Source organism: Taibaiella koreensis (assembly GCF_003545715.1).
Classification (GTDB): domain Bacteria; phylum Bacteroidota; class Bacteroidia; order Chitinophagales; family Chitinophagaceae; genus Taibaiella; species Taibaiella koreensis.
In genome coordinates this window covers 405945-429420 of the sequence record NZ_QVNU01000006.1, presented here as the reverse complement: position 1 = coordinate 429420, position 23476 = coordinate 405945, and the positions used below count along the sequence as shown (strand labels likewise).

Here is a 23476-nt window from a genome sequence, read left to right as displayed (position 1 = left end):
ACCTTCGTTAAAAAGATATACCTACATCATTTCACTTATGCATATCCTATTCCATCGGCTTCGGCGGCAATGTCTGCGTATGTACCGTATAATAATGCTATTGCTCATTATATGCTTAACCACTACTGCCGGGCGGGCGCAATTTGTAGAAGGCGGCTATCACCAGAAAAAATTCGGATATGCCGAGGGCTATACGGGTGCTAGATGTGTTAATACGTACTTTGATCATACGGGACGCTTCTGGTTTGTAAATAACCTGGGTGTAAGCAGCTTTGATGGTACAGAATTTACTAACTATACTATTAAAGACGGGCTGAACAACGAAAATCCCTCATTCTTTTCAGAAGATATAAATGGTGTGCTGTATATCAGCGACGATCATACCATCTGTGCCTGGATGCCAGGCCGGAAGCCGCAGTTCCGTACCTTTTACCGGCTGCCGCGCGCCAGTATTCTCGGTGATATTACGGTTGTTGACAGCAATGATTTTTATTATACAGGCGATGATTACAAAACCATCGGCCATGTGTTCCACAAAAAAGACGCACCCGTGGCCGGTATCACGGAACAGATCATCCGCCTTACCCACAATGGCAATGTGGTCTATGGCATTTCCGAAGAAGGGAATGTTTTTGTCATCCGCAACGGGCGGCAGATCGCTAAGTACCCTGTTCCTATAGGCCAGCTAAGCATTAGCCTTGCACTGCCGCCTTTCGTGACCGATAAAAAAGGCTACAGCTGGTTCATAGGCCCCAAGCTCTACCGGCTTAGTCCTTCCGGCATCACCGACAGTCTCCCCATGCCGGAAAATGCCGCAACAGAATACTACCGTGTCGCATTCGACAGCAAGGACCGTTGCTTTTATGCCATGGCGCGCAACTGGCTGTATTATTATAACGGTAGCACCATGAACATGGTGCCCGGGCAGCTCAGTGTCACCGATTCTGCGCTCGCCGTCGCATCGTCTATGTCCCGCGGGCTGTATACAAATGGGAGGGGTGTCGTTTACAAGATTGAGGATAAATTTGGATTGGCGCAGCTGACCAAGCTTAATTATGCTACCCCGCAAACCACACTCTGGTTTGCCAGCTCCGACGGGCATAACGGCAGGGTATTCAGCTATGATACCAGCCTTCGCCGCCACCCGTATATGCAGCAGTATATAATGCCTGCTATCGGTAATAGGATAATCAGTGCCTACGACGACCGGCAGGGCAATACCCTGTATTGCCTGCTCGATGGCCTGGCCATCCAGAAAAAAGGGGAAAAGACTTGTAGCTACCTGTACAGGGGCGATAGCAGCCAGAGTAGTGTTGTGGGAGATCAGGCTATCGGTATCGTGATGGAAGACCGGGAAGGCAACCTCTGGGCCAAAGGCGAGACCCGTATCGTGCGCTTGTCTGGTAACAGTCGTAAAGTATATGAGACGGAAGCCAGTCACTTTAAATTATGTCTCGACAAAAATGATCACCTATGGACAGCCGGGACGTTCCACCTGTATGTATGCGATGAGGATACGATACATGATGTGACTGCTAAAATGCCTGTCAGGCTAAAAAGCATTACCAGCCTTGCCAACGACCGGAACGGAGATGTATGGATCAGTGGCTCCAACTATACGATCTATAAACTAACTACCGCCGGCAAGGACCGATACCTGTGTACAGATAGCGTTGTACTGGATCAGCGCAATAAAACCGTTGACGTGCAGAGCATCCAGTTCGACAGCCGGGGCAATCTCTGGGCCGCATTTCCCGATTATCTCTATGTATTCTTTGCAGACGGTAAAGGAAGCTATGACAAGGAGCACTATCTATGCCTAACGGAAGAAGATGGCATCGGTAAGCTATTTGAAGGAAACCTGATCAATATGCAACGGACCGTCGAGGGTAATATGCTGCTTATAGAGCCCCCTATGCCGGTGCTGCGCGTAGATGAGATATTGGAACGGTACCGCCGCGAGGCGCCTCAGGTATACTTTACCGGCCTGCAGCTCTTTGGCCATGACCAAAATTGGGCTGCGGACGGTTTTCGCCTGCGGGCAGACGGGCTGCCGGACGACCTGCGACTGCCTTACGACCAGAACACCCTTACTTTCCGTTTTAGTAGTATAGTCTTTCACAATGCAAGCTATTGTCACTACGAGTACCGGCTGGAGGGCATGGGAAACAACTGGCAGGAAGCAGATGTTGCCCGCAAAGTAACGTACAACAATCTTCCGCCTGGGCATTATACCTTCCAGGTACGTGCTGCCAATGAGAATGGTTTTATGAGCGCGCCGTTGAGTTACTCCTTTACGATCGCGCCGCCCTGGTACAAAAGCTGGTGGGCCATTACGCTCTGGATAGTATTATCCTGCGGTCTGTTGCTTGTTGCTTTTTACCTGCGCCAGCGTGCTATTGTGCGCAAATACCAGGCAGAGCAGATGATCACCGAACAAAAGCTGATTGCACTGCGTGCGCAGATCAATCCTCATTTCCTGCAGAACACATTTGCCTTCCTGGCGCAGCATGTACTGTACGAAACGAAGGAATCAACCGTAAACGCCATAAAAAAAGTGTCGGCCTATCTGAGAGGCGTATTACGTGGCTCAGACAGCAGTGTGGTGACGCTGGAAGAGGAGCTGGAATTTACCGAAGAATACCTGCGTCTGCAGCAAATGCTGCTTCATGACCGGTTTGTTTATGCTGTGGATATAGCCGACGATGTGGATACCTTAGGTATCCAGGTGCCCTCCATGCTCTTTCAACCACTCGTGGAGAATGCGGTTAAGTATGGCGCCATGCACAAGGATGCTTGTACGATAACGCTGCAGGTTACCCGGGAGCTGCCTTATACCGTATGCACGATAAGCAATACCGGCAGCCGGGAGCAGGGTGCGGCAAAAGAGGCCGGCCATATCTCGAAAGGAATGCAGCTGACCCGTAACAAGCTGGAGCTGGTATTCGCCAGGTCAAAACACAAACCTGTATTTACTGCGGGCTATACTGGTACCGATGTGTACACAGTCGTTATAAAAATACCGCTTGCCTAAGGTTTCGAAGTGTATTTATTGTCTACCTCTTCATAATAACAAGACCATTCCCGTTATGGTCCAATAGCTGATTTTACAATGGGCATTTCGTCGAACGGAATGCCCATTTCGTTTAATAGAATTGATATTTTGTTATTTATGAATATTATTTCTAATAAATTAAAGAGCCTCTTGCCTAATTTTGCCTTGGAAATAGATACGATATCCTTATGCTTAGACTTCTGGTTGGGCACATTCCCGGAACAACTCAAATCGGCTATAAGCGTATAGGAAACATTGGGTCAGGCTACGACATCTGCGGTTGCTGCGCTTATTGAGGCGACACGCTACAGTGGGGCGTGATGCCCGGTGATAAAGGTTCGGTGATGCCATGCCGGGGTGATGTGTTTCCTGTACGGCGTCAGCATTTAAGGAGCCATTTCCCGCTAGCAATCTTTGCGATGAGCGTGATAGGCCCGTTGTTGACCGGAATGCTCGTCGGATATCGGGAATAACCACAATAAGAGACCAATAAACGAAACGAAATGAAAACAAAATCTACCTCAGGAAAAAATGCACGCAGGGCTTTCTCAGTCCGGCCGGCGCTGTTATTGGCGCTGATCTGCTGTCTTGCGGGTGTGCAGCTGTATGCTCAGCCGCCGGCGCCTGCCGTTACCGGTACTACAGTCGCCTGTACCGGTACTACTATTATGCTGACCGCAAGCGGGCAGGCCGGCGCGAGTTTTCAATGGTGGGATGCACCTACCGGTGGGGCGCTGCTCGGCACCAATGCCAGTTACAGTCCCGGTTCACAAACTACAGCAGGTACTTATCACTGGTATGTACAACAGACGGTCAACAACCTTACCAGTGCCCGCACGAATGTAACGGTAACCGTTAACCAGACGCCTGCAGTCAGCGTTTTGCCGGCAAGTCCATCCGTTTCCTGTCCGGGCAATAATATTGTGCTTACTGCATCCGGCGCTACTACCTATAGCTGGTCGCCCGGCGGTGCTACAGGAAGTGCCTTATCCGTCAATCCGGTGGTAAATACAAGCTATACCGTTACCGGCACAGCGAACGGTTGCGCTGCATCTGTTACAAAAAACATTACGGTAAATGGCATTACGACCGCATCTGCCAATGTAGCGATTTGCCGGGGAGATACGGCCATCTTATCGGCTACCGGCGCATCCTCCTATGTATGGAGCCCGGGTGGTCAGAGTGGCAATTCCTTACAGGTGTCACCAACAAATACGACCACCTATATTGTATCCGGCACCAGCCCCGGTTGTACCTCAACCGATACCGTAGTGGTTACCGTACATGCGCCTGCGGCTGTTCCTACAACAGGTTATAATATCTTTATGGCCGAAGGTACCATCGCAAACCTGACTTGTTCCTCAGCTTTGCCCGCTACTTATGTCTGGACACCCAATGACGGGAACGCCGGTACCTTATCCGGCAATTCAGTAATGGTAGTACCTACACAAACAACAACCTATACGGTTACCGCCACCGATGGCCTGGGATGTAAAGCCACGGCGACCCAAACCGTTACCATAAACCGGCTGCCGGTTGTAAGCGGCACGGCTACGGTATGCAGTGGTACGGCTACCACACTGACGGCTTCCGGTACAGGCCCCTTTGCCTGGTACGATGATCCCGGAGTCGGTAACCTTTTGGGTACCGGTGCTACCTTTAATACCGGCAACCTGAGCGCAAACAAATCGTACTGGCTATCGGACAACAGCAGTACGCGCAAGGAAGTAAAGGTTACCGTCGCCGGCTTAGTATCCTCTATATCGGCTACGCCTTCCAGCCTCTGCGGTAGCGGTACCAGCAAGCTGAGATCAACTTATGCTCTGGGACCTGTCAACTGGTATGATGCGCCTACTGGTGGTAACCTTATTGGCACTACGGCATCAGATACATCGTCGTTATCCGTAACGCCCACCGCCACGACTACTTATTATGCCCAGGCGGGTGCGTCTTCGCAATACAACCTGACCTTTAATTATACCGGCACTGTACAAACCTGGACCGTACCGGCCGGGGTGACCAGCATTACTATTGACGCTTATGGTTCGGCCGGTGCGCGGCCTCCCACTGCAACGTCCAAAAACTATATAGGTAAGGGTGGCCGGGTACAAGCCACCATGAATGTAACACCTGGACAGGTACTGAACATTTATGTGGGTGGAAAAAATATGTTTAACGGGGGGGCAAACGGGCCACAGGGCTATGCTTTCAGTGGTTCGAAGGGAGGAGATGCCACTGATATCCGTATCGGTGGTACCGCCCTTACCAACAGGGTACTTGTTGCCGGCGGCGGCGGCGGTATTGGCGCCTACAGCGCTACCGGAGTTGCAGTCCCCCTCAGGGGCAATGGCGGCGGACTTGTTGGCCAGGATGGCGGCTACTATAATACTTCATCCATCAGGGCCGGCACCGGCGCTACGCAAAGTATCGGTGGTAACCCCGGGAAGATTTATGCAAGCGATGTTTTCCCCACTGCAGGGTTGCCGGGCGCCTTCGGGCAAGGCGGGCAGGCAGGCGGAAGTGTAGGCGTCGGTGGTGGCGGTGGTGGTGGTGGCTGGTATGGTGGTGGTGGTGGCACTGATATTGGTGACGGTGGTGGTGGCAGCAGCTACGCCAACCCGGCGCTATGTCACAATGTGATCCATACACAAGGCGCCTGGGATACTACAGGCGTGCTGTTGATCAGCTATGGTATTTCCTGTGCCGGTACTACAGCCCGTACACCGGTTACGATAACGGTGAATCCCGTTCCGGCTTCTGTATCCTTAAGCGGCCCTCATTGTAGTGGCGATACGATAATGCTTACAGCGCCATTTATGCCGGCGCAGATACAATGGAAATCGGGCAACACCGTAGTGCTTAACGATGCCCCGGCTACCTGGAACGCCAGTGCCAATGTGGCTCTTGCTGCGGGCAATGGTACCCTTGGCCCGGACCCGAACCAGCTTTATTGGCCCCGTCATGCTTTCGTAGATGGCGCGGGTAATGTTTTTGTCGCCGACCAGAACAATAACCGAATAGTTAAATGGGCGCCGGGGGCTACCTCCGGCGTCACGGTAGCAGGTGGTAATGGTCCGGGCTCATCCCCCGGCCAGCTTTACTGGCCTTATGGTGTTTGTGTAGATGCGTCGCAAAATGTATATGTCGCAGATTATAACAACGGCCGCATTCAGAAATGGGCTCCGGGCGCTACTTCCGGCGTTACAGTAGCGGGTGGTAACGGCACAGGTCCCGGCGCCGATCAGTTCTACCACCCGGTTAATCTTACAATAGATACCAGCGGTACTCTATATGTGGCCGATTACGGCAACAATCGTGTCCAGAAGTGGACGCCGGGCGCCACACAGGGCGTTACCGTTGCAGGCATGATCAATGGTACGCTTAGTGGCCCTACTGCGGTTAAGCTGGATGCTGCAAACAATATCTATGTATCAGAAGAAAACAACGGACGGGTAACCAAATGGACGCCAGGTAACAACAACAGCGGCACTATTGTGGCCAGCGGGCTTAACGGTCCTTCAGACCTAGATATAGACGGCGCGGGCAATCTGTATATCAACGACAAGAATAATTACCGTATCCAACGCTGGGCGCCCAATGCCGCGTCGGGTACTACTGTGGTAGGTGGCGCTTCGGGCACCGGGCCTAACCAGCTCTCCGATCCCTTAGGTGTTGCGCTGGATAAAGCAGGCAATATATATGTGACGGAATTTGGCGGCCGCGTAAAGAAATTTATGCTGCAGTATAACACTGACTCTTCATCCTTCGCCCCCACGGTAGCAGGTAACTATACCGTTAAGGTAACCAACTTTGCAGGATGCTCTACTATAGCTACCAAAGCAATAGACCAACAAGCAGTGATCGGCACAGAGCCTGCGGGTAAAACAGTATGCAGCGGCAGTGCTATCGCGCTTAGTACAACAGCCACGGGCGCTACCGGTTACCAATGGCAGAAGAACGGAACCAACATACCCGCTGCGACAGGAGCTACTTACAACTTGACCAACAGCACTACGGCCAATGACATTGGTCTGTACAAGGTAATTGCAAAAGGTGGCAACGGTTGTAACGATACTTCTGCCAACGCTGCCGTAATCGTAAATACGGTACCTGTCGTATCCCTGGCAGGACCGTCCTGTAGCGGCGATACGCTGAATCTTACCGCTTCATTTGTGCCGGCACAAATACAATGGCAGTCGGGCAGTAATCTGCTACGCACCGATACCGCTACCTGGAATAGTAATGGAACAACTGTGATCAGCGGCAGCATCAGTCCCGCACCGGCGCAGCTATTCGGTCCCCGTCACGCCTTTGTTACGGCTACAGGTAACCTATACGTGGTCGATGCAGGTAATAACAGAGTAGTGAAATGGGCCGCCGGCGGATCTTCCGGCACGGTAGTAGCGGGTGGCAACGGCCAGGGCGCCAATGCCAATCAGCTCAATCAACCCTATAGTGTGTATGTAGATGCAGCGGAGAATATGTATATAGCAGACTTTGGCAATCACCGTGTACAAAAATGGGATAAGAACGCCATTACCGGGACTACCGTAGCAGGTACCGGAACTGCCGGTACAACACCCGCTCAGCTCAATGGCCCGGATTATGTTACCATGGATGCTTCCGGCAATCTCTATGTAACTGAATACAACAATCACCGTGTTACCAAATGGGCGCCGGGCGCCACACAAGGTACTACAGTAGCCGGTATTGGCAATGGTGCCAACGGATCGGGCAACAATGCGCTCAACGCGCCCAATGCAGCAAGAGTAGACAGTGCCGGCAATATTTATGTAGCCGACGGTGGTAATAACCGTGTGGTTAAATGGACGGCCGGCAATGGTACTCCCGTTGTTACCGGCTTTGCAGGTTGGGCTTCTGACCTGGAGATCGACAGGAAGGGCAATATCTATATCACCGATGAAACCAATAACCGTGTGCAACGCTGGACACCGGCCACAGCTTCCCTTGTTACCATAGCCGGAACCGGTACAGCCGGCACTGTTGCTAATCAGTTGAACAGCCCCTCAGGTATTGCACTGGATCAGAACGGCAACTTATATGTATCAGATCGGGTGAACAACCGTGTGCAGATGTTTGCCATCAATAATACTTTCCTGTATTCTTCAACCACGTCAGCAGGTAGCTATACGGCTACAGTAACCAGCTTTGCCGGATGTGCAGCCACAACAGCTGTCAAGACGATCGGTCAAAAGGCCATTATCAGCACCAATCCTGTTGGTGGTACAGTTTGCTCCGGTAGCGCTTTTGCGTTCACGCCGGTTATTACCGGTGCTATCGGTGGCTACCAGTGGACGAAGAACGGAACGAATATTCCTGCTGCAACCGCTGCTGCTTTGAACATAGTCAGTACTGCAGACAGTGATAATGCTATCTACCAGGTGATGGCGATCGGATCGGGCGGCTGTAACGCTACTTCTGCTAAGGTTACACTGACTGTAAATCCCACGCCTGTCATATCGTTGAGCGGATCGCTCTGCAGTGGCGATACCATCAATCTCAACACTTCATTTGCCCCGGGGCTGCTGCAATGGAAGTCGGGCAGTACGGTAATGCGTACCGATACGGGTTTCTATAATGGTGGTATCAGCTTTACCGCGTATGGCGACGTTTATACCAACCAGGGCCTGACAGGATTAGCAGGCGCCCGTAATATTTACGTGGATCATGCACAGAATTTGTACGTGGCTGACGATAATAATGGCTTGGTGATTAAATGGCCTCCGGGGGGCTTGTATGGAATGGGGGCAGGTATAGCAGTAGCTGGAGGCTATTTTGGCTCAGGTCCCTCTTCCAACCAGCTCAGTCAGCCTAATGGCGTTTATGTAGATGCTGCAGAGAATGTTTATGTGGCGGATTTCGGCAATCATCGTATCCAGAAATGGGCGCCCAATGCTCCGTATGGTGCAACAGTAGCGGGTATCAGTAGCTACCCCGGTACGGGAGCCGATCAGTTGAATGGTCCGGTACACGTCACCATGGATACTGCAGGCAACCTGTATGTAACCGAGTACTACAATAACCGCGTGACCAAATGGGCGCCGGGTGCCACACAAGGGGTAACTGTAGCGGGTAGCAGCAATGGTGCTGCCGGCTCTGGTAATAACGAGCTGAACCATCCGCGTGCGGCAAAAGTGGATGCCGCTGGTAATATATACGTAGCCGATAACGGCAACAACCGTGTGGTTAAATACACGGGCGGCACAGGTGTAGTTGTTGCCGGTATGGGCGGTAGCGGATCGGGCCCTGCTCAGCTTAATTCACCTATGGCCCTGGACGTTGATGCAATGGGTAATATTTATATTGCTGATGAGAACAACAATCGTATACAGCGCTGGGCGCCAGGCGCGGCTTCCGGTACTACCATAGCTGGTCCCGGCACCGCGGGGTATGGTTCTAACCAGCAGTTGAATGACCCTGTGGGTGTGGCGTTGGATGCAAATGGTAATCTTTTTGTATCGGACAGGGGCAATTACCAGGTGGCGGAATACCCGATACATATGAATACACTTTCTCCCCCTACTACTGCAGGCAATTATACGGCTACAGTCACCACCCTTACCGGATGTGCGGCTACTACGCCTGTTCAGGCGATCAACCAAAGTGCAACATTCGGTACAGAGCCGGAAGCAAGTAAAATGGTATGTACCACCAACCCCATCGTTTTAACCTCTGCAGCCACCAATACCAGCGCTTATCAATGGCAGCAAAACGGAACAGATATTCCTGCGGCAACAACCGCTGTGCTGAATAAGGCCAATAGCGTGATCGCTGATGCGGGTACCTATAGAGTGATTGCAACCGGCGCTGCCGGCTGTAACGATACCTCTACGATCAGCATCGTGTCGGTAAACATTATGAGCAATAGCCTGCCTTTAATCAATACAATGGCCAGTAATATGCACATCGATGGATTGGCGTATAACTACACCGATAGCTCCTGCCGCCCGGTTGCGGGTATTACAGATGCAGCGGGAGGCAATGTACTGGGTAGTGTTGATGCTTCGCTTGTATTCGATAGCACAGTACAGGTGTTTAATGGTACGCCTTATGTGCAGCGTCATTTTAACCTGCAGCCATCCAGCGATGGTGCCGCTACGGTAGAGTTGTATGCCTTGCAATCGGAATTCGATGCTTACAATACCTACGTTGCTGCGCATACGCTGGGCCTGCCGCTACTTCCTACAGGACCTTCTGATTCGGCCGGCAAAGCGAATATAATCGTCGCACAATACCATGGAACACCCGCTTCCGGCACTAGCGGTCCGGGTGGACAATATAATGCAGGCCAGTCAGAACAGATCCCCAACAATATGATCACTACGAGCTGGAACGGCAGCTACTGGACGCTTGCTTTCCCTGTCAATGGTTTCAGCGGCTTCTTTATCAGTACCGCCGATATCGGTACACCCTTGGTCATTCGTTTAAAGGATATCTCAGCCAGAAACGCCGGCAGTCGCAACATTGTTGACTGGCAAACCGCTGCAGAAGATGCCGGCGATTATTTTGAAGTAGAACGCAGCCTGGACGCTAAGCTGTTCTCCAGGATCGGTGTGGTTGCAGCACGGTATAGGACAGGAGGGAGCTACCAGCTTATTGATGAGCATCCCGGATCAGGTATCAATTATTACCGGTTAAAGATGATGGATGCATCGGGCGGCAGCAATTACAGCAAAGTGGTTACGGCCAATGTTAATGGCGCCGGTTTTGTGATAGAAGTGTTTCCCAATCCCGCAAAGGGCGTTATCAACGTCCGGACCAATGGAAAGACGGATAGTGAAGCGACCATAACGCTGTCGGATATATCCGGCCGAACGATTTACAGCACACCGGTCGACGGCAATCAGACCACGCTGGATGTTCAGGGACTTGCGGGTGGCGTTTACCTGCTCCGTTATCAAAGCGGATCATACAGCCAGAACATACGGTTTACCAAAGAATAAAAGCAGCTGAGCGGGTGGGGAAGGATGGCAGCACCGATGGCCATTTGTTGCGTGAAACATTAAGGCCCGGTTTATCATTTAAACCGGGCCTTAATCTTAAATTGCTTACAGCTATTTTAATCCCGCTCGTTCCAGCAGCGCGTCTACCGTCGGTTTCCGGCCACGGAAAGCTACATACAAGTCCATTGGATCTTCGGTGCCGCCCTTGCTCAGCAGGGTTTTGAATTTAGCCGCCGTTTCGGGACTAAAGATGCCTGTCTCTTTGAAATAGGCAAAAGCATCGGCATCCAGTACTTCCGACCATTTGTAGCTATAGTACCCCGAAGAATAGCCGCCCGGGAAGATGTGTGAAAAAGAGGGGCTCTGTGCCGTTCCGGAGATCGTGGGATACAGTTGGGTTTCTTGTGTTGTCAGTTTTTCAAAGGCTTCTATGCTTTCATTAGCCTGCAGCTTACCGGTATGGTAAGCCATGTCGAGCAAGCCAAACGAAAGCTGACGCATGGTCTGGTAGCCTTCCATGAAATTGGCTGAGGCCACGATCTTATCAATCTTTTCTTCAGGCAATATCGCGCCTGTCTCATAGTGGCGGGCAAACGTGGACAGGAATTCTTTCTGGTAGCAATAGTTCTCCATGAACTGCGAGGGCAGCTCCACAAAGTCCCAGTAGACATTTGTGCCGCTCAATGTTTCGTAAACGGTATCGGCCAGCATGCCGTGGAGTGCATGACCAAATTCATGGAACAGCGTAGTGACTTCGTTGAAGGTAAGTAAGGAAGGTGTCTCACCTGCAGGCCGGGAAAAATTGCACACGATAGAAATATGCGGTCGGTGATCGGCACCCTTGCTTTTGCTTTGTCCTTTGAATGAGGTCATCCAGGCGCCGGCGCGCTTGCCTTCGCGGGGATGCCAATCGGTATACAGCAGCGCCTTGTGCTGCCCGTTTTCCATTACCTCGTATACGGTCACCTCTTCGTGGTAGGTCGCAATGTCGTTGCGCTCCTTAAAGCTAAGGCCATACAGCTTACCTGCTGCGTCAAAAGCAGCTTGAAGCACCTGCTGCAGCGGGAAGTAAGGTTTCAGCTCCTCTTCGGAATAGTCATATTGCTGTTCCCGCAGGCGTTCGGCGTAGTAAGCATGGTCGTAGGGCATCATGGTATCGACGCCATCTTTTATAGCCAGCGGCTGTAACGCCGCCACATCTTTACCTGCGTGCGCTTTGGCCTTATGCAGCAAGTCGTTTAGAAAATCGAATACGGCATCCGGTTGGGAAGCCATGCGCTCTTCCAGCACGAAGGCAGCATGAGAACCGAAGCCCAGGAGCCTCGCCCTTTCGTCGCGCAATTGCACGATGCGCCTTATGTTTTCCTCATTGTTGTATTCATTGTTTTTAAAGGCTTTTTGGCCATTGGCGAGGTGCAGCTCTTTGCGCCGTTCCCTGTTGGCCGCGAAGGTAAGGAAGGGAACAAGGCTCGGGTATTGCAGGGTAACGACCCAGCCTTCGAGCTTGCGCTTTTCGGCCTCCTGGCGGGCCTGTGCCCTGATCGAATCCGGCAGGCCGGCAATATCCGCTTCGCTGGTGAGGTGCAGGCTATAGGCATTGGTCTCCTGCAGCACATTCTGCGAAAATTTTACCTTCAGCTGGGCCAGCTCTTTATCTATGCTGCGTAGTCTTTCCTTGGCAGCCTCGTCCAGCAGCGCGCCGTTACGGGTAAAGCTTTTATAGGTCTTGTCGAGCAGGCGCCGTTCTTCTCCGCTCAGGCGGGTTTGATCCGTATGTTCGACCACGTATTTTACTTTCCGGAAGAGGCCCTCGTTTAAGGTGATGTCATTGCCGTATTCCGCCAGCAATGGCGACACCTCTTCCTGTACTTTTTCCAGGTAGTCGCTGGTTTCGGCTGATGTAAGGTTGAAAAAAGCCTCGGTTACACGGTTGAGCTGCTTGCCAGCGCCTTCGAGCACAGCGATGGTATTGTCAAAATCAGGCGTTGCTTCGTTGCCGACGATCATCTGGATCTCCTCTTTCGCCGCTTCAATCAGCTGCAGTATAGCCGGTTGGTAATCTTCTTCTTTGATCTGGTCAAAAGGTACACTCTCAAAAGGGGTCTGGAAAGGTTGCAGTAGTATGTTCATGTTAGATATTAGACGTTAGATGTTAGACGTTAGATATGAGATGTAAGTGGTATTAGGTATTAGGTATTAGTATTAGGTATTAGGTATTGGATATTAGGTATTGAGTATTAGGTATTAGGTATTAGGTATTGGGTATTGGGTATTAGGTATTAGGTATTGAGTATTAGGTACTGATACTTGGTACTTGGTACTTGGTACCTAATACAATCAATGTTTGAAATGTGCCGGACGGTAGCGCTCCCCGGCTTTAATGGCAACAGGCAGGCTATTCTCCCTGGGCGGTATGGGGCAATTGTATCCGGTTGTAAAGGCACAGTAAGGATTATACGCTTTGTTGAAGTCGATTACGATCCTGCCTTCGTGTATATCTGTCAGCTGCAGGTCGATGTATCGCCCACCGCCATAGCTTTCTTTGCCACAAGTGGGATCGATAAAGGGCAGGAACAGCTCATTGGCGGTCTCCGCCTTTTCTTTGAGCGCCAGGAGCTGGTATGCATATAGCTGGTAAGGCTTGCCGTTGAGCGAGAAGCGCAGCAAAGCGTATTTCTGCGCCTCTTTGGTTTTTCCCGATGAGGTGGTCAGCTTAAAGGGCTTCTCATTGGTCAGCTGCTCCACGGTGGCGGTAACGACCATTTGTCGATTGGCCGGAAAAAAGGACAGGAATGCCGTATCGTCTTTAATAATAGGATAGAGGTCGGCGGTATATTGCCGGCGGTGCTCCTGCAGGGAATCTTTATAATTTTTTTGTGCCAGGGCGCCGAAGCCCGGCAGGCAAAGGATGCAAAATAGAATGCCTTTCATGCCGCGTTTTTATTTTTTCAAAAATACGGATAGCGGGGCAAACCGGCTTATTGAAATTGGTAATGTGCCTAAATGGCGGCGCCAGCTTTTTTGGCCGTCAGGCATACCGGCTGGCCTGCTGCGAGACCTACCATTTGCTGCAGCTCAGGATCCCATACTTTAAGACGCAGGCAGGCGGCGATATCCTTGATGGAAAGGGTGGTTATCTTAGGCTGCTGCAATTCGGGCAGGGCCTGCATTACCTCGGGCAGGCGATAAAAGGGAATGCGGGAATTGAGGTGGTGAATATGGTGGTAGCCGATGTTGGCCGTAACCCAGCGCCAGAAGCCGTTGGTCTTCATATAGCTCGACGACTGCAGGGCCGCGGTCTCGTAGGCCCAGTCCTGGTTGGATTTGAAGATCACACCGGGAAAGTTGTGTTGGGCATAAAAAAGATAAGCGCCGATGGCCGTGGAAATGAAAAACGGGATCATAATGCCGGCCAGCCAGGATGTTGCACCTAGGAACAGGATGGTTACGGTGATGAATGCGGCATGCAGGATAAGTGACAGTAGGGAGTCCAGGTGACGGCGCGGGCTGCTGAGCAGCGAATTGATGCACATGCCGAACATGAACATGGAAAAATAGCCCAGCAGGATCGTGAGCGGGTGCCGGATCATCAGGTATTCCCGGCGTTCTTTGGTGCTCATGGTCTCAAATTTGCGACGTGTAGCAACCGGATACGAGCCGATGCTTGCGCTGAAGAGCTTGGAATTGTGGCTGTGGTGGTAATCGTGCGACCGTTTCCAGATGCTTTTTGGCGCCAGGATATAGATGCCGAAGGCCGTCATGATGGCATTGGCCAGCGGCGATTTTTGAAGAATGGTATGATGAAGGTAGTCGTGATAAATGACGAAGAAACGGACAATAATGAGTCCCTGGGCAATACCTGCCACCAGCTGAAGCCACAGCCAGGGCGCAAAAAGCGCTACAGACATGGCTCCCAGCATCAGGACAAAGGTCGATAGCATGTACCACCAGCTCTTCTGCCGGTCTTCTTTGGCAAAAGCCTTGGTAGCCAGGATCAACTCTTTTCCCTTCCTGAGGGGCTTCGGTTCCGACGCTTCAGTTACTAACATGATACTTATTGTAATATTGGTCTGACTAAGATACTAACATAACGGTAAAGATCCTGTTTTTATTAGACAATTCACCGCTTAATTACCCTACATGAAATTTTACGGCCGTTTATGTTTCCAGCGGCGATGCGACCATAGCCAGGTTTCGGGCTGCATCATGATGTCTTGCTCTAGGCGGTGCGTATGAGCCTCAGTAATCTCGCCATCGCCTGTAGTGGCCGGGTTTTCAAATAGATTTTCTACATGAATTTGATAGTAACCCCGCTTAACTTTTCTTACAAAAGCATACACTACGGGATATTTGAGCTTACGGGCAATCCGCTCGGTACCCAGAAATACAGGCGTATCCTGGTGGAGAAAGGTCATCCAGTGCGCATTGTCGGGTTGGGGCGTCTGATCGGCGATAAAGGCCGTAGTGGTCACCTGCGACCGGTGTGCCACCATTTCCTTGAAGGTATCTTTCATGGCGATCAGGTCGGTGCCGAAACGGCGGCGCATTTTGGTGATCAGGCCGTTCATGTACGGATTGGCCAGGGGGTGGTAGATCACGTATAGCTGGGAGCCGGGCACTTCGAGGCTGCAGGTATTGCCCGCCCATTCCCAGTTGCCCTGGTGTCCCATCACCAGGATCACGCTTTGTCCCTGCGCAGCATAGTCGTTGAGTAATTGCTTCGAGGCGGGTTCAAAGCTGCAATGGCGCAGCATGGCCGCACGGCTTATGGTCAGGGTCTTGAACGTTTCCAGGAAAAGATCGCAGAGATGACGGTAAAACTTCCGGCGGATCTTCTTCAGCTCTACTTCTGTCTTTTCCGGGAAAGAACGCTGCAGGTTTTGCAATACCAATCCTTTGCGATAGCCAACCATGTAAAAGAGGATCAGGTAAAACAAGTCGGAAAGCGCGTAAAATAAGGGAAAAGGCAATAGCGAAAGCAGGTACAGGAAGGGCAGGGAAAGGTAATAGAAGACAGCTCTCAAGGACGATTGCGTGTTTATGATGAAAAAGCAGGGCAAAAATAACAAAAAAAGCGCTTTTGTTTGCTTGAGGCCTTGAGACAGCCTCGTAAGGCTTAATTTATATCTACCCTTACCCCAAGCTGGGCCATATAGTTGTTAAAATCCTTGCTGCTGCCAAAATGGGCATTGCCGATAAAGAAGTTGTACGCTGCGCTGCCTTCGATCTGTATACCGGGTGTTATGCTATAGCGCAGCACAAAAGCCGGCGCCACGCGCATAAAGTAATTGTTGTCGATCGACAGCGCCCTTTCGCCTTCGTAAGCAAAACCATTCTCGTCGTACCAGGTGTAGGGAACCTGGATCGAATTGTCGGCCAGGTGAAAAGCGGCAAAGCCGGTGTAGAGTCGTACCGCAGCCTGCAACCGGCCCCATTGCTGTACCTTGAATTCGTTGAACAGGCTGATGTCGTAATAAGTAAGCAGCGGCTGCCCGATAGCATAGCCGAAAGAGGGCGTTACCTTACGCCCGGTTATGGTGAAACTGAGACCGACCGACAAGTCTTCTGTATACCAGGTCTGCATATCAACGCTGGCGCCAAAGGATTGTTGTTTCATAAAGGGGGTGGTAACGCCGTGGATGCCCGTTTGCGTCCTGGGATGCTCAAGCAGCCGGAAGGTGTTGTGTTGCCGGTAATTAACATATTCGTCGCCGTCGGGCGTGTTGGTCTCATCCTGGGCATTGGCTGCAAGCGCCAGGAAAAACAGCGGGAAAAGGATATAGGTAAAGCTTTTCATAAATCAGGGATTATATCGGTTTTGTTTTTTTGATCAACCAGGTTGAGAAAAGTTTAATCTGCCCGCAAAATCCCCCGTTTTGCGTTAGGGACAAGATACCGGCATTCCTGTAACCTTTGGCGATCAGCAACGATATAGGCTAAAATTAAACCATGATCCGATACCATTGCTTGTTGCTATTTTTACTTGGCCTTACCGCCGGGACTGTCTCCGGCCAGCCGGCAACAACACCAGTGAGCGGTATTGTGACCGACAGTGTCAGCGGAGCCCCGCTGGAAGGCGTCAGTGTTGGCGACCAGAAGGGCAACGGGACCATAACCAATAGAGAAGGCCGTTTTGTGCTTTACCTGCCGGCGCCGGCCGATTTCCTGTATTGCAGCATGCTCGGTTATGCATTGCAAAAGACGGCCTTAACCGGGGCGGCCGGTTGGGGCAACCTGCATATTAATATGGCTACTGATCCTACGATGCTTACCGAAGTCGTAATCCGGGATGTGAGCGCCTTGTCCATCGTACAAAGAGCCATTAAGGCTATACCGGCGCATTACCTGGCGCGGGGACATGTGCAGCACGGCTTTTACCGGGTAGCCACAAAAAGGGATGCAGCTTATATTCAGCTGTCTGAGGCCGTATTCGATATTTATCATTATGGCTACGGCAGTCCGAAGACCAGCCAGCTGCGCCTTGAAAAAATGCGGGCGCTCAAAGATGAGCAACAATCGCATGGTATTGATCTGGGATTACGGCCGGAATCGCTTTTTGAATACGATGCGTTGCAACGGGTGGCCGACCACCCGCTACTGGATAAGAAGGGGCTACGCAAACATCGTTTCACGCTGGACGGCGTGGTCAACTACAAGGGGCAGCAGGCTTACAAGATTGATTTTGACCAGATCGAAGGGCTACACGAATCGCTTTACCGGGGTACGATCTATATACTGACGCAGGACGATATCATTGTGGCCATGGACTACGGACTTAGCCCCAGGGGGCTGGCTTATGCGCAATATGGCAGCCTGGCTTACCGGGGCCTGCTACAATTGATGGGCTTGTCCATCCAGCTGAAAAAAGAGGAAAATCATATTGAATACCGGGCCATGGGCGACAAATGGGTATTGTCCAACGTGCGCAACAATACAGTGCTCCGGTTCCGAAGCAAGCGCCGGCAGTACGATTTTACCGCCGACGCAACCGTCGATTATGTTACTACCGGGATCGATACTATGCACAGCAACCCTTTCCCCGCAACCACAATACTGGGTAATGGTAAGTTTATCGAGCACCAGGAGATAGCGCCGGACACACAATTCTGGAAAAACTATACCATCGTGTTGCCCGACTTCCCGGTAGATACGGTGATTAGGAGGATCAATGCGGCCAATGAAAGCAATAACCTGAAGCAAAGCGCAGCCCGGTCGATGAAGCAGTGGCAGAAACAGCCGGGAGAGATCGACTCGCTGTTGTCGTTTTATGCCGGGCGGGGCCAATTCAACGGAACGGCATTTGTCGTACATAACGACCAGCTGGTGCTGGACAAAAGCTACGGCTATGCCGATCGTACAGCGAAAAGGATTGCAGATAAGCATACCCGTTACCGTATCGGCTCGCTTTCCAAAGCCTTTACGGCGATCGTGATCCTGCAGCTCGCAAGGGAAGGTAAGCTTGCCCTGGACGCACCGGTCGGTCGCTATTTGCCGGGGTACAAGCATCCCGGTATTACGGTATCGCAGCTGCTGACACATACTTCCGGTCTGCCTAACTGTACCGGCAACCCGGCTTATATTACAGCGCTGATGGACCGGCCATTGCCCCGGCAGGATATCATCGGCCGTTTTTGCAGCGATCCGCTTGAAGCCGATAGTGTGGCTACGCTGCACTATTCCAATTCGGGTTATATGCTATTGGCCTTCCTGGCAGAAACCCTGGAGCAGAAAGACTTTGCCACGATCTTAAGTGAACGCATTTTTACACCGTTGGGTATGCACGAAACCTATCTGGGTTGGGCGCCGCAGCAAGACAATACGGTACGGGGCTACCTGTATGGCGAGCCGGAAAAAGATTACCCGGTGACCAATCTTGCCGGCGCCGGCGGCATTACCAGTACCGCCTGGGACCTATGGCTCTGGTATAAAGGCCTGCAAAGCGGCAAGCTGCTGACAGCGCAGGAACGGGCCTTGATGTATGAGCCGAAGGCAAGCTATATCGACTGGAATGCGGGCTACGGCTATGGCTGGATGACGGACAAGGGCCTGTTTGCCATATCGTCGAAGGATAAAGTGCGTTATCATCCCGGTACAGACTTCGGCTGTTATACGATGCTGGCGCAAGTGGAAGGTAAGGGAGACCTCGTTATCCTGTTGAACAATACAGGCGATTTTCCCCGCTTCGATCTTACCGATCTTATTCTTTCCAGCCTGGATAAAAAGTAGGTTCTGGTCGTTCGGACCTGTTGCGCCTCAAAAGCCCAACTCTTCAAGCGGATCCCAGAACCGTTTGGAAAAGTCGACGATCTTGTTGCCTTTAACCATGACGCCTTCCGCTTCCAGCTTCTTTTTCCGGCCGCCGCCCTCGTCACCGTTGAGCAGGCCTGAGGCGCTCACGACGCGCTGTACGGGAACCACCGGTTTTTGGCCCATGGTATAGCCCATGGCCCGGGCTACCATGCGGGCGCCCGATGTAAGGCCCATGGCTTTGGCTATGGCGCCGTAGGTGGTGACCCTGCCTTTGGGGATGCTGCGTACGATCTCGAAGATCCCTTTGTAGATTTCTTCGTTATCGGGTTTGCTATTGGCTGTCATCGTATGCGGTTTTATAGGTAAGCAAGTTACAATAGTTTGGGGTTTAATAGGGTTTCAGTCTTTGATTTTCCAGTCTGTTTTACAGAGCAACAGCGTTGTGAAAATTGGACCCGGGCGGCAGCAATAAACCGGCCGGCAATGCGTTAATGGGTTATGCGCCTGATCTCCCTGTTCTTCAGCTTTGCTCTGCTGTTACCGGCAATGCCGCTTCATGCCCAATGGATGCATGTAGGCCTCGATGGCATTCTCGGTCTTCATTACAATACCCTCGACGCCGCTTCCTATAAAACACCGGTGTGGAACGCTGCCGTGGGGGCTCACCTTACCATTGCCGATCCCGACAACCCCCGTAAGGCGTATTTTAATGGCCGGCTAACCTTCGAAAACGACTTCGAGACCTATACCGTATGGGGCAATATCAAGCAGGATTTTTCCTTCCGCGACCTTGTCGGTTCCTTGCAGGTGCACCAGCGGCTGAATGATGCATTGTCTGTCTATGTAGGACTTAACTTGTCTGTTAATGTGATCAATACTGTGGCGCTGCGCTCTGAGGGTAGTGTGTTTAAGTACTGGGGACAACGTTCGGGGCAGCTCGAAGCCGAGGTGCGGCAAAGCATCCGTAAGCTCAATGCCGGGCTGGAGGCCGGTTTTATGTATCCTCTTGGCAATGGCTTTAACGTGGGATTGCATGCTACTTATTATCTGCTGAAGCGATTGAATGAAGATCTCGATCTCGTATATCCCGAGGGGGCTTCCTTAAATTTCAGACCTGTGGCGCTTAAGGCGCAATGTACCTTCGACTTTCTCTGATGCCACTATGCCATCAACGCTGTCACTTTGCGTCGGTATGACCTGCATCGAAAGGCGAACTTTTCCATCCCGGATAAATGCTGCCGGGACGGCAATATAGCCGGTGTATATTCATCAGTACAAAAGCAGCAAATTCCTCACAGCTATGTGGGGCTTTTTTGTGTGGTAATGCATGCAGGACCGGGCATTTGCACCATCTGAATATTGCGTATTTCCACGCACGAAAAAGAGGCGGTTTTACGGAGGATGAGACATGAGCGCCGTGTTACTTTTGTAGAGCATTCATTGGTCAGGCTAAACTTAAAGCATATGGAAACATGGAAGGCAAAATGCCCTGTTTGCGGCAGCCCTGCGTATTATTATCCGGCAAAGCTGCTCCTGGAAAGGACGAAGGCTGCAAGGGAAAGGGATACGGAGCAGAGGAGCAGCTCCAGGATCGTTTCCTGCAATTGCACCGGAAAAGAAGGCGGTGTGAAGCATACGATAGATTATTCATTCCCCGAAGATTTTCAAAAAATATAGCATATGCCAGGAATAGACAGGGATTATTGGCTGGATTTTGCCAAGGAAAGTGTTGCGAAAAGTATTCAAAGCAGGGAAGATGCTGCGATCAAACTGGACGATTTCCTGGCCTGGCTATGGGGGATCTATACTTCGATATTTGCACTGGCAAGCCTGCTGGGCTATATAGGTAACGACGTTAGCCAATTGGTTGCGGTAAGCCAGCCTATCCTCGTGATTATGCTGGCGAGGTTTGCTTGCAAAATGGTCCTGATGCCTGCCACCTCAGATAATGAGAGCGCCGATCCTAATGTGGTGCCGGAGATCATTGAAAGCTTTATCATAATCGTTTCCAGGAAGAAAGAGAAGCTCCGGTTTGCGGTAGTCCTTACCTGGATATCTATATTCAGCCTGTGCTTCGCCTTGGTTGGATACAATCTGTTTGACGCGAACAAAGAAATCAAATTGGCGATTCAGCAAGCGAAGCTTAAGAAGGAATTGCGTGATCAGGCGGTTGCGGTTCAAAAACAACAACAGGCAATAAACGATAGCCTGAAGCTGATCAATGAGTTCTATGAGCAAGCCATTCAAAGTGAGATAAAAAAGCGAAAACTCGATTGTATCAGAGCGAATGACGGGAGATGCCTGGATAGCCTGAAAAAGTGGGAAAAATAAAATGATTGGTTTTAAGGGGCGCGGTTGGTTTAACGGCGCCGAGCCTGAGCAAGACAAAAATTTCTGCAAAAGATTACTACCTCTTAAATAATTGTCATTGGCAACGGAGTCGAAGCACGACAAAAATGACGGTTCAAGCCTGTTTACATTTCGAATCGCTCGATGTGACAGGCTTGATACCTTTTGAGGCAGTCTCGTTTATTCCCGGCCATGAACCATACCGCAGTACCTGCACGAAAACAGGCCGTAAGCCCCTGCCGGCCGTTCTACCTTACCGCCATAATTTAACATACAGCCGATACGGATGCGGGTTATTTTTAGGGTAGTAATACTTTAAACCAAACCCCCAAACGATTATGAAGAAGCTCTTCTTCCCTGCGCTGCTTTCCCTGGCAGCACTGGTGGGCATGTCTCCCGCTGCAACAGCCCAGGCGCCAGGCCCGCAGAAGCTGGCCTACTATTGCAATCCCGGCCCAGGCTTCAACCGCTTTACCGAAATGCCGGTCATCAGCGATACGGATCCCGATTCGATCAAAGTGGCTTATAACCTGCTGTACCGCCAGGCACAGCCCTGGAATGCGACCACGTTGCAATCGCTTTATATGGATGTGTATTACCCCGATACAACCCTGGATCCGCTCCGGAAGAGGCCTTTTATTCTCCTGGTCTTCGGCGGCGGCTTTACCGACGGTGACCGTACTATGATGAACAACTACTGCTATGAGTTTGCCAAACGTGGCTTCGTGGCAGCTACGATCGACTATCGCCTGGGTAAAAACACCAAAGATTGCACCGACCCCATCACAGGGGATCCCGATCCTTATTCGGACGAAAAGGCGCAATACAGGGCCATACAGGATGGCGATGCCGCGATGCGCTATATCGTAGCGCATGCCGCCGACTTTAAGATCGATACGGCCTGGCTGTTTGCCGGTGGCTACAGTGCCGGCGCCGGCATATGCAATGGCCTGGTGTATGTGGAGCAATCGGAGGCCAATACCCTGATCCCCTTATCGCCCAATATCGAAGCGCAGCTGGGACCGATCAGGGGAACCGGCAACAAGTATAAGATCAAGGGCATTTTCAACAACTGGGGCGGTATCAATCTCGATTATTTCGATGCCGGCCAGGCCGTGCCCATGGTGGGCTTTCATGGCGCCAATGATAAGGTGGTACCGGTAGGTGTCGATATCAAGTATGGCGATAAGGTGCCGGCGTGCGGCATGAACGACTCTATTATGGGAACCGTAGGATTGTTCGACTCCTTAAGTGCACACCACATTTGTGTAGACATCAGCATCCTGGGCGGCACCGGACATGGCGCCTGGAACGGCACCCAGGCAGGACTGCTGTTCCGCGTGGGCAGAGCCGCCTGCTTTTTCAAGCAGCTGATGTGCGGTACCTGTAATCCAAACAATCCGTATTCCCAGCTGATCGATAAAAGCCATGCTACTGATTTTGATCAGCCCGGAGGGCCCGCGCTGGCACATTGCTCCCAAAACAGCTCACCGATGAATGGGGCTTTTATTGCCGGTGTGAGCGGGACGCCCGTCGTTTATCCCAATCCGGCTACCGGTGATTTTCAGCTGCTTCACCTGGATCATGCTGCGGCCTACCATGCTGCGCTGTACGATTTGTCGGGCCGCCTTATCCGCAGCTATGTCCCGGTGGCTGCGGGCGCCAGTCTTTCTTTGCAGGGCATTCGCCCGGGCATTTATTTCCTGAGGATCATCAACCGTACACAAGCGGCAACTACCAGCCTGAAGGTGGTGGTAGAATAGTCTTTTGAAAACAATTCGCAGGTAAGCCCTGTGTCCGTAATTTGCGATCCTAAAGGAGGCTGTCTCCTACATTTGACAAGGCAAACATAGGAGAC

At 51.5% G+C, this 23476-nt stretch carries 13 protein-coding genes; 7 read left to right on the top strand and 6 right to left on the bottom strand.

Annotated features, from left to right (window positions below; genetic code table 11):
• The first annotated feature begins 79 nt into the window (after nucleotides 1-79).
• Both DZK30_RS20110 and DZK30_RS20105 read left to right on the top strand, forming a co-directional pair.
• Nucleotides 80-3034 (top strand): sensor histidine kinase, encoded by a 2955-nt coding sequence (locus DZK30_RS20110; protein WP_162903276.1) that lies wholly within the window; start codon nucleotides 80-82, stop codon nucleotides 3032-3034.
• A gap of 524 nt (nucleotides 3035-3558) precedes the next feature.
• Entirely contained in the window at nucleotides 3559-11019 is a 7461-nt protein-coding gene (locus DZK30_RS20105; protein WP_118975964.1) for an Ig-like domain-containing protein, read from the top strand.
• Between the two features lie 111 nt (nucleotides 11020-11130).
• On the opposite strand, the gene DZK30_RS20100 is transcribed toward DZK30_RS20105, so the two are convergent.
• From DZK30_RS20100 to DZK30_RS20080, 5 genes are all read right to left on the bottom strand, one after another.
• Nucleotides 11131-13149, bottom strand: coding sequence for a M3 family metallopeptidase (locus DZK30_RS20100; protein ID WP_118975963.1), 2019 nt, complete (start codon nucleotides 13147-13149; stop codon nucleotides 11131-11133).
• A 207-nt stretch (nucleotides 13150-13356) separates the two neighbouring features.
• On the bottom strand, nucleotides 13357-13950 hold the full coding sequence (locus DZK30_RS20095) for a DUF1684 domain-containing protein (RefSeq protein WP_118975962.1): 594 nt from the start codon (nucleotides 13948-13950) through the stop codon (nucleotides 13357-13359).
• Nucleotides 13951-14018: 68 nt separating this feature from the next.
• On the bottom strand, nucleotides 14019-15068 hold the full coding sequence (locus tag DZK30_RS20090; protein ID WP_118975961.1) for a fatty acid desaturase family protein: 1050 nt from the start codon (nucleotides 15066-15068) through the stop codon (nucleotides 14019-14021).
• Between the two features lie 99 nt (nucleotides 15069-15167).
• Nucleotides 15168-16043 (bottom strand): lysophospholipid acyltransferase family protein, encoded by an 876-nt coding sequence (locus DZK30_RS20085; protein WP_118975960.1) that lies wholly within the window; start codon nucleotides 16041-16043, stop codon nucleotides 15168-15170.
• 92 nt (nucleotides 16044-16135) lie between these two features.
• Nucleotides 16136-16816, bottom strand: a complete 681-nt coding sequence (locus DZK30_RS20080; protein ID WP_118975959.1) for a hypothetical protein — start codon at nucleotides 16814-16816, stop codon at nucleotides 16136-16138.
• 152 nt (nucleotides 16817-16968) lie between these two features.
• On the opposite strand from DZK30_RS20080, the gene DZK30_RS20075 reads away from it, so the two are divergent.
• Nucleotides 16969-19245 (top strand): serine hydrolase, encoded by a 2277-nt coding sequence (locus DZK30_RS20075; protein ID WP_118975958.1) that lies wholly within the window; start codon nucleotides 16969-16971, stop codon nucleotides 19243-19245.
• 27 nt (nucleotides 19246-19272) lie between these two features.
• On the opposite strand, the gene DZK30_RS20070 is transcribed toward DZK30_RS20075, so the two are convergent.
• The gene (locus DZK30_RS20070; RefSeq protein WP_118975957.1) at nucleotides 19273-19614 is read right to left on the bottom strand and encodes an MGMT family protein; all 342 of its coding nucleotides are present in this window, start codon (nucleotides 19612-19614) and stop codon (nucleotides 19273-19275) included.
• A 153-nt stretch (nucleotides 19615-19767) separates the two neighbouring features.
• Between DZK30_RS20070 and DZK30_RS20065 the strand changes: the two genes are divergently transcribed.
• From DZK30_RS20065 to DZK30_RS20050, 4 genes are all read left to right on the top strand, one after another.
• A complete protein-coding gene (locus tag DZK30_RS20065) occupies nucleotides 19768-20424 on the top strand; it encodes an outer membrane beta-barrel protein (protein WP_118975956.1) in 657 nt (218 codons plus the stop codon).
• 309 nt (nucleotides 20425-20733) lie between these two features.
• Complete coding sequence (locus DZK30_RS20060; protein ID WP_118975955.1) at nucleotides 20734-20946, top strand: hypothetical protein; 213 nt, start codon at nucleotides 20734-20736, stop codon at nucleotides 20944-20946.
• 3 nt (nucleotides 20947-20949) lie between these two features.
• Nucleotides 20950-21600 (top strand): hypothetical protein, encoded by a 651-nt coding sequence (locus DZK30_RS20055; RefSeq protein ID WP_118975954.1) that lies wholly within the window; start codon nucleotides 20950-20952, stop codon nucleotides 21598-21600.
• A 356-nt stretch (nucleotides 21601-21956) separates the two neighbouring features.
• Nucleotides 21957-23381: a T9SS type A sorting domain-containing protein gene (locus DZK30_RS20050; protein ID WP_118975953.1), complete on the top strand. Its 1425-nt coding sequence runs from the start codon at nucleotides 21957-21959 to the stop codon at nucleotides 23379-23381.
• Nucleotides 23382-23476: the final 95 nt, after the last annotated feature.

Excerpts from the sequence above, each read along its gene's own strand:
- DZK30_RS20075 (WP_118975958.1), top strand. The coding sequence starts at position 16,969 with ATGATCCGATACCATTGCTTGTTGCTATTTTTACTTGGCCTTACCGCC.
- DZK30_RS20060 (WP_118975955.1), top strand. The coding sequence starts at position 20,734 with ATGGAAACATGGAAGGCAAAATGCCCTGTTTGCGGCAGCCCTGCGTAT.
- DZK30_RS20070 (WP_118975957.1), bottom strand. The coding sequence starts at position 19,614 with ATGACAGCCAATAGCAAACCCGATAACGAAGAAATCTACAAAGGGATC.
- DZK30_RS20110 (WP_162903276.1), top strand. The coding sequence starts at position 80 with ATGTACCGTATAATAATGCTATTGCTCATTATATGCTTAACCACTACT.
- DZK30_RS20050 (WP_118975953.1), top strand. The coding sequence starts at position 21,957 with ATGAAGAAGCTCTTCTTCCCTGCGCTGCTTTCCCTGGCAGCACTGGTG.
- DZK30_RS20055 (WP_118975954.1), top strand. The coding sequence starts at position 20,950 with ATGCCAGGAATAGACAGGGATTATTGGCTGGATTTTGCCAAGGAAAGT.
- DZK30_RS20105 (WP_118975964.1), top strand. The coding sequence starts at position 3,559 with ATGAAAACAAAATCTACCTCAGGAAAAAATGCACGCAGGGCTTTCTCA.
- DZK30_RS20080 (WP_118975959.1), bottom strand. The coding sequence starts at position 16,816 with ATGAAAAGCTTTACCTATATCCTTTTCCCGCTGTTTTTCCTGGCGCTT.
- DZK30_RS20090 (WP_118975961.1), bottom strand. The coding sequence starts at position 15,068 with ATGTTAGTAACTGAAGCGTCGGAACCGAAGCCCCTCAGGAAGGGAAAA.
- DZK30_RS20100 (WP_118975963.1), bottom strand. The coding sequence starts at position 13,149 with ATGAACATACTACTGCAACCTTTCCAGACCCCTTTTGAGAGTGTACCT.
- DZK30_RS20065 (WP_118975956.1), top strand. The coding sequence starts at position 19,768 with ATGCGCCTGATCTCCCTGTTCTTCAGCTTTGCTCTGCTGTTACCGGCA.
- DZK30_RS20095 (WP_118975962.1), bottom strand. The coding sequence starts at position 13,950 with ATGAAAGGCATTCTATTTTGCATCCTTTGCCTGCCGGGCTTCGGCGCC.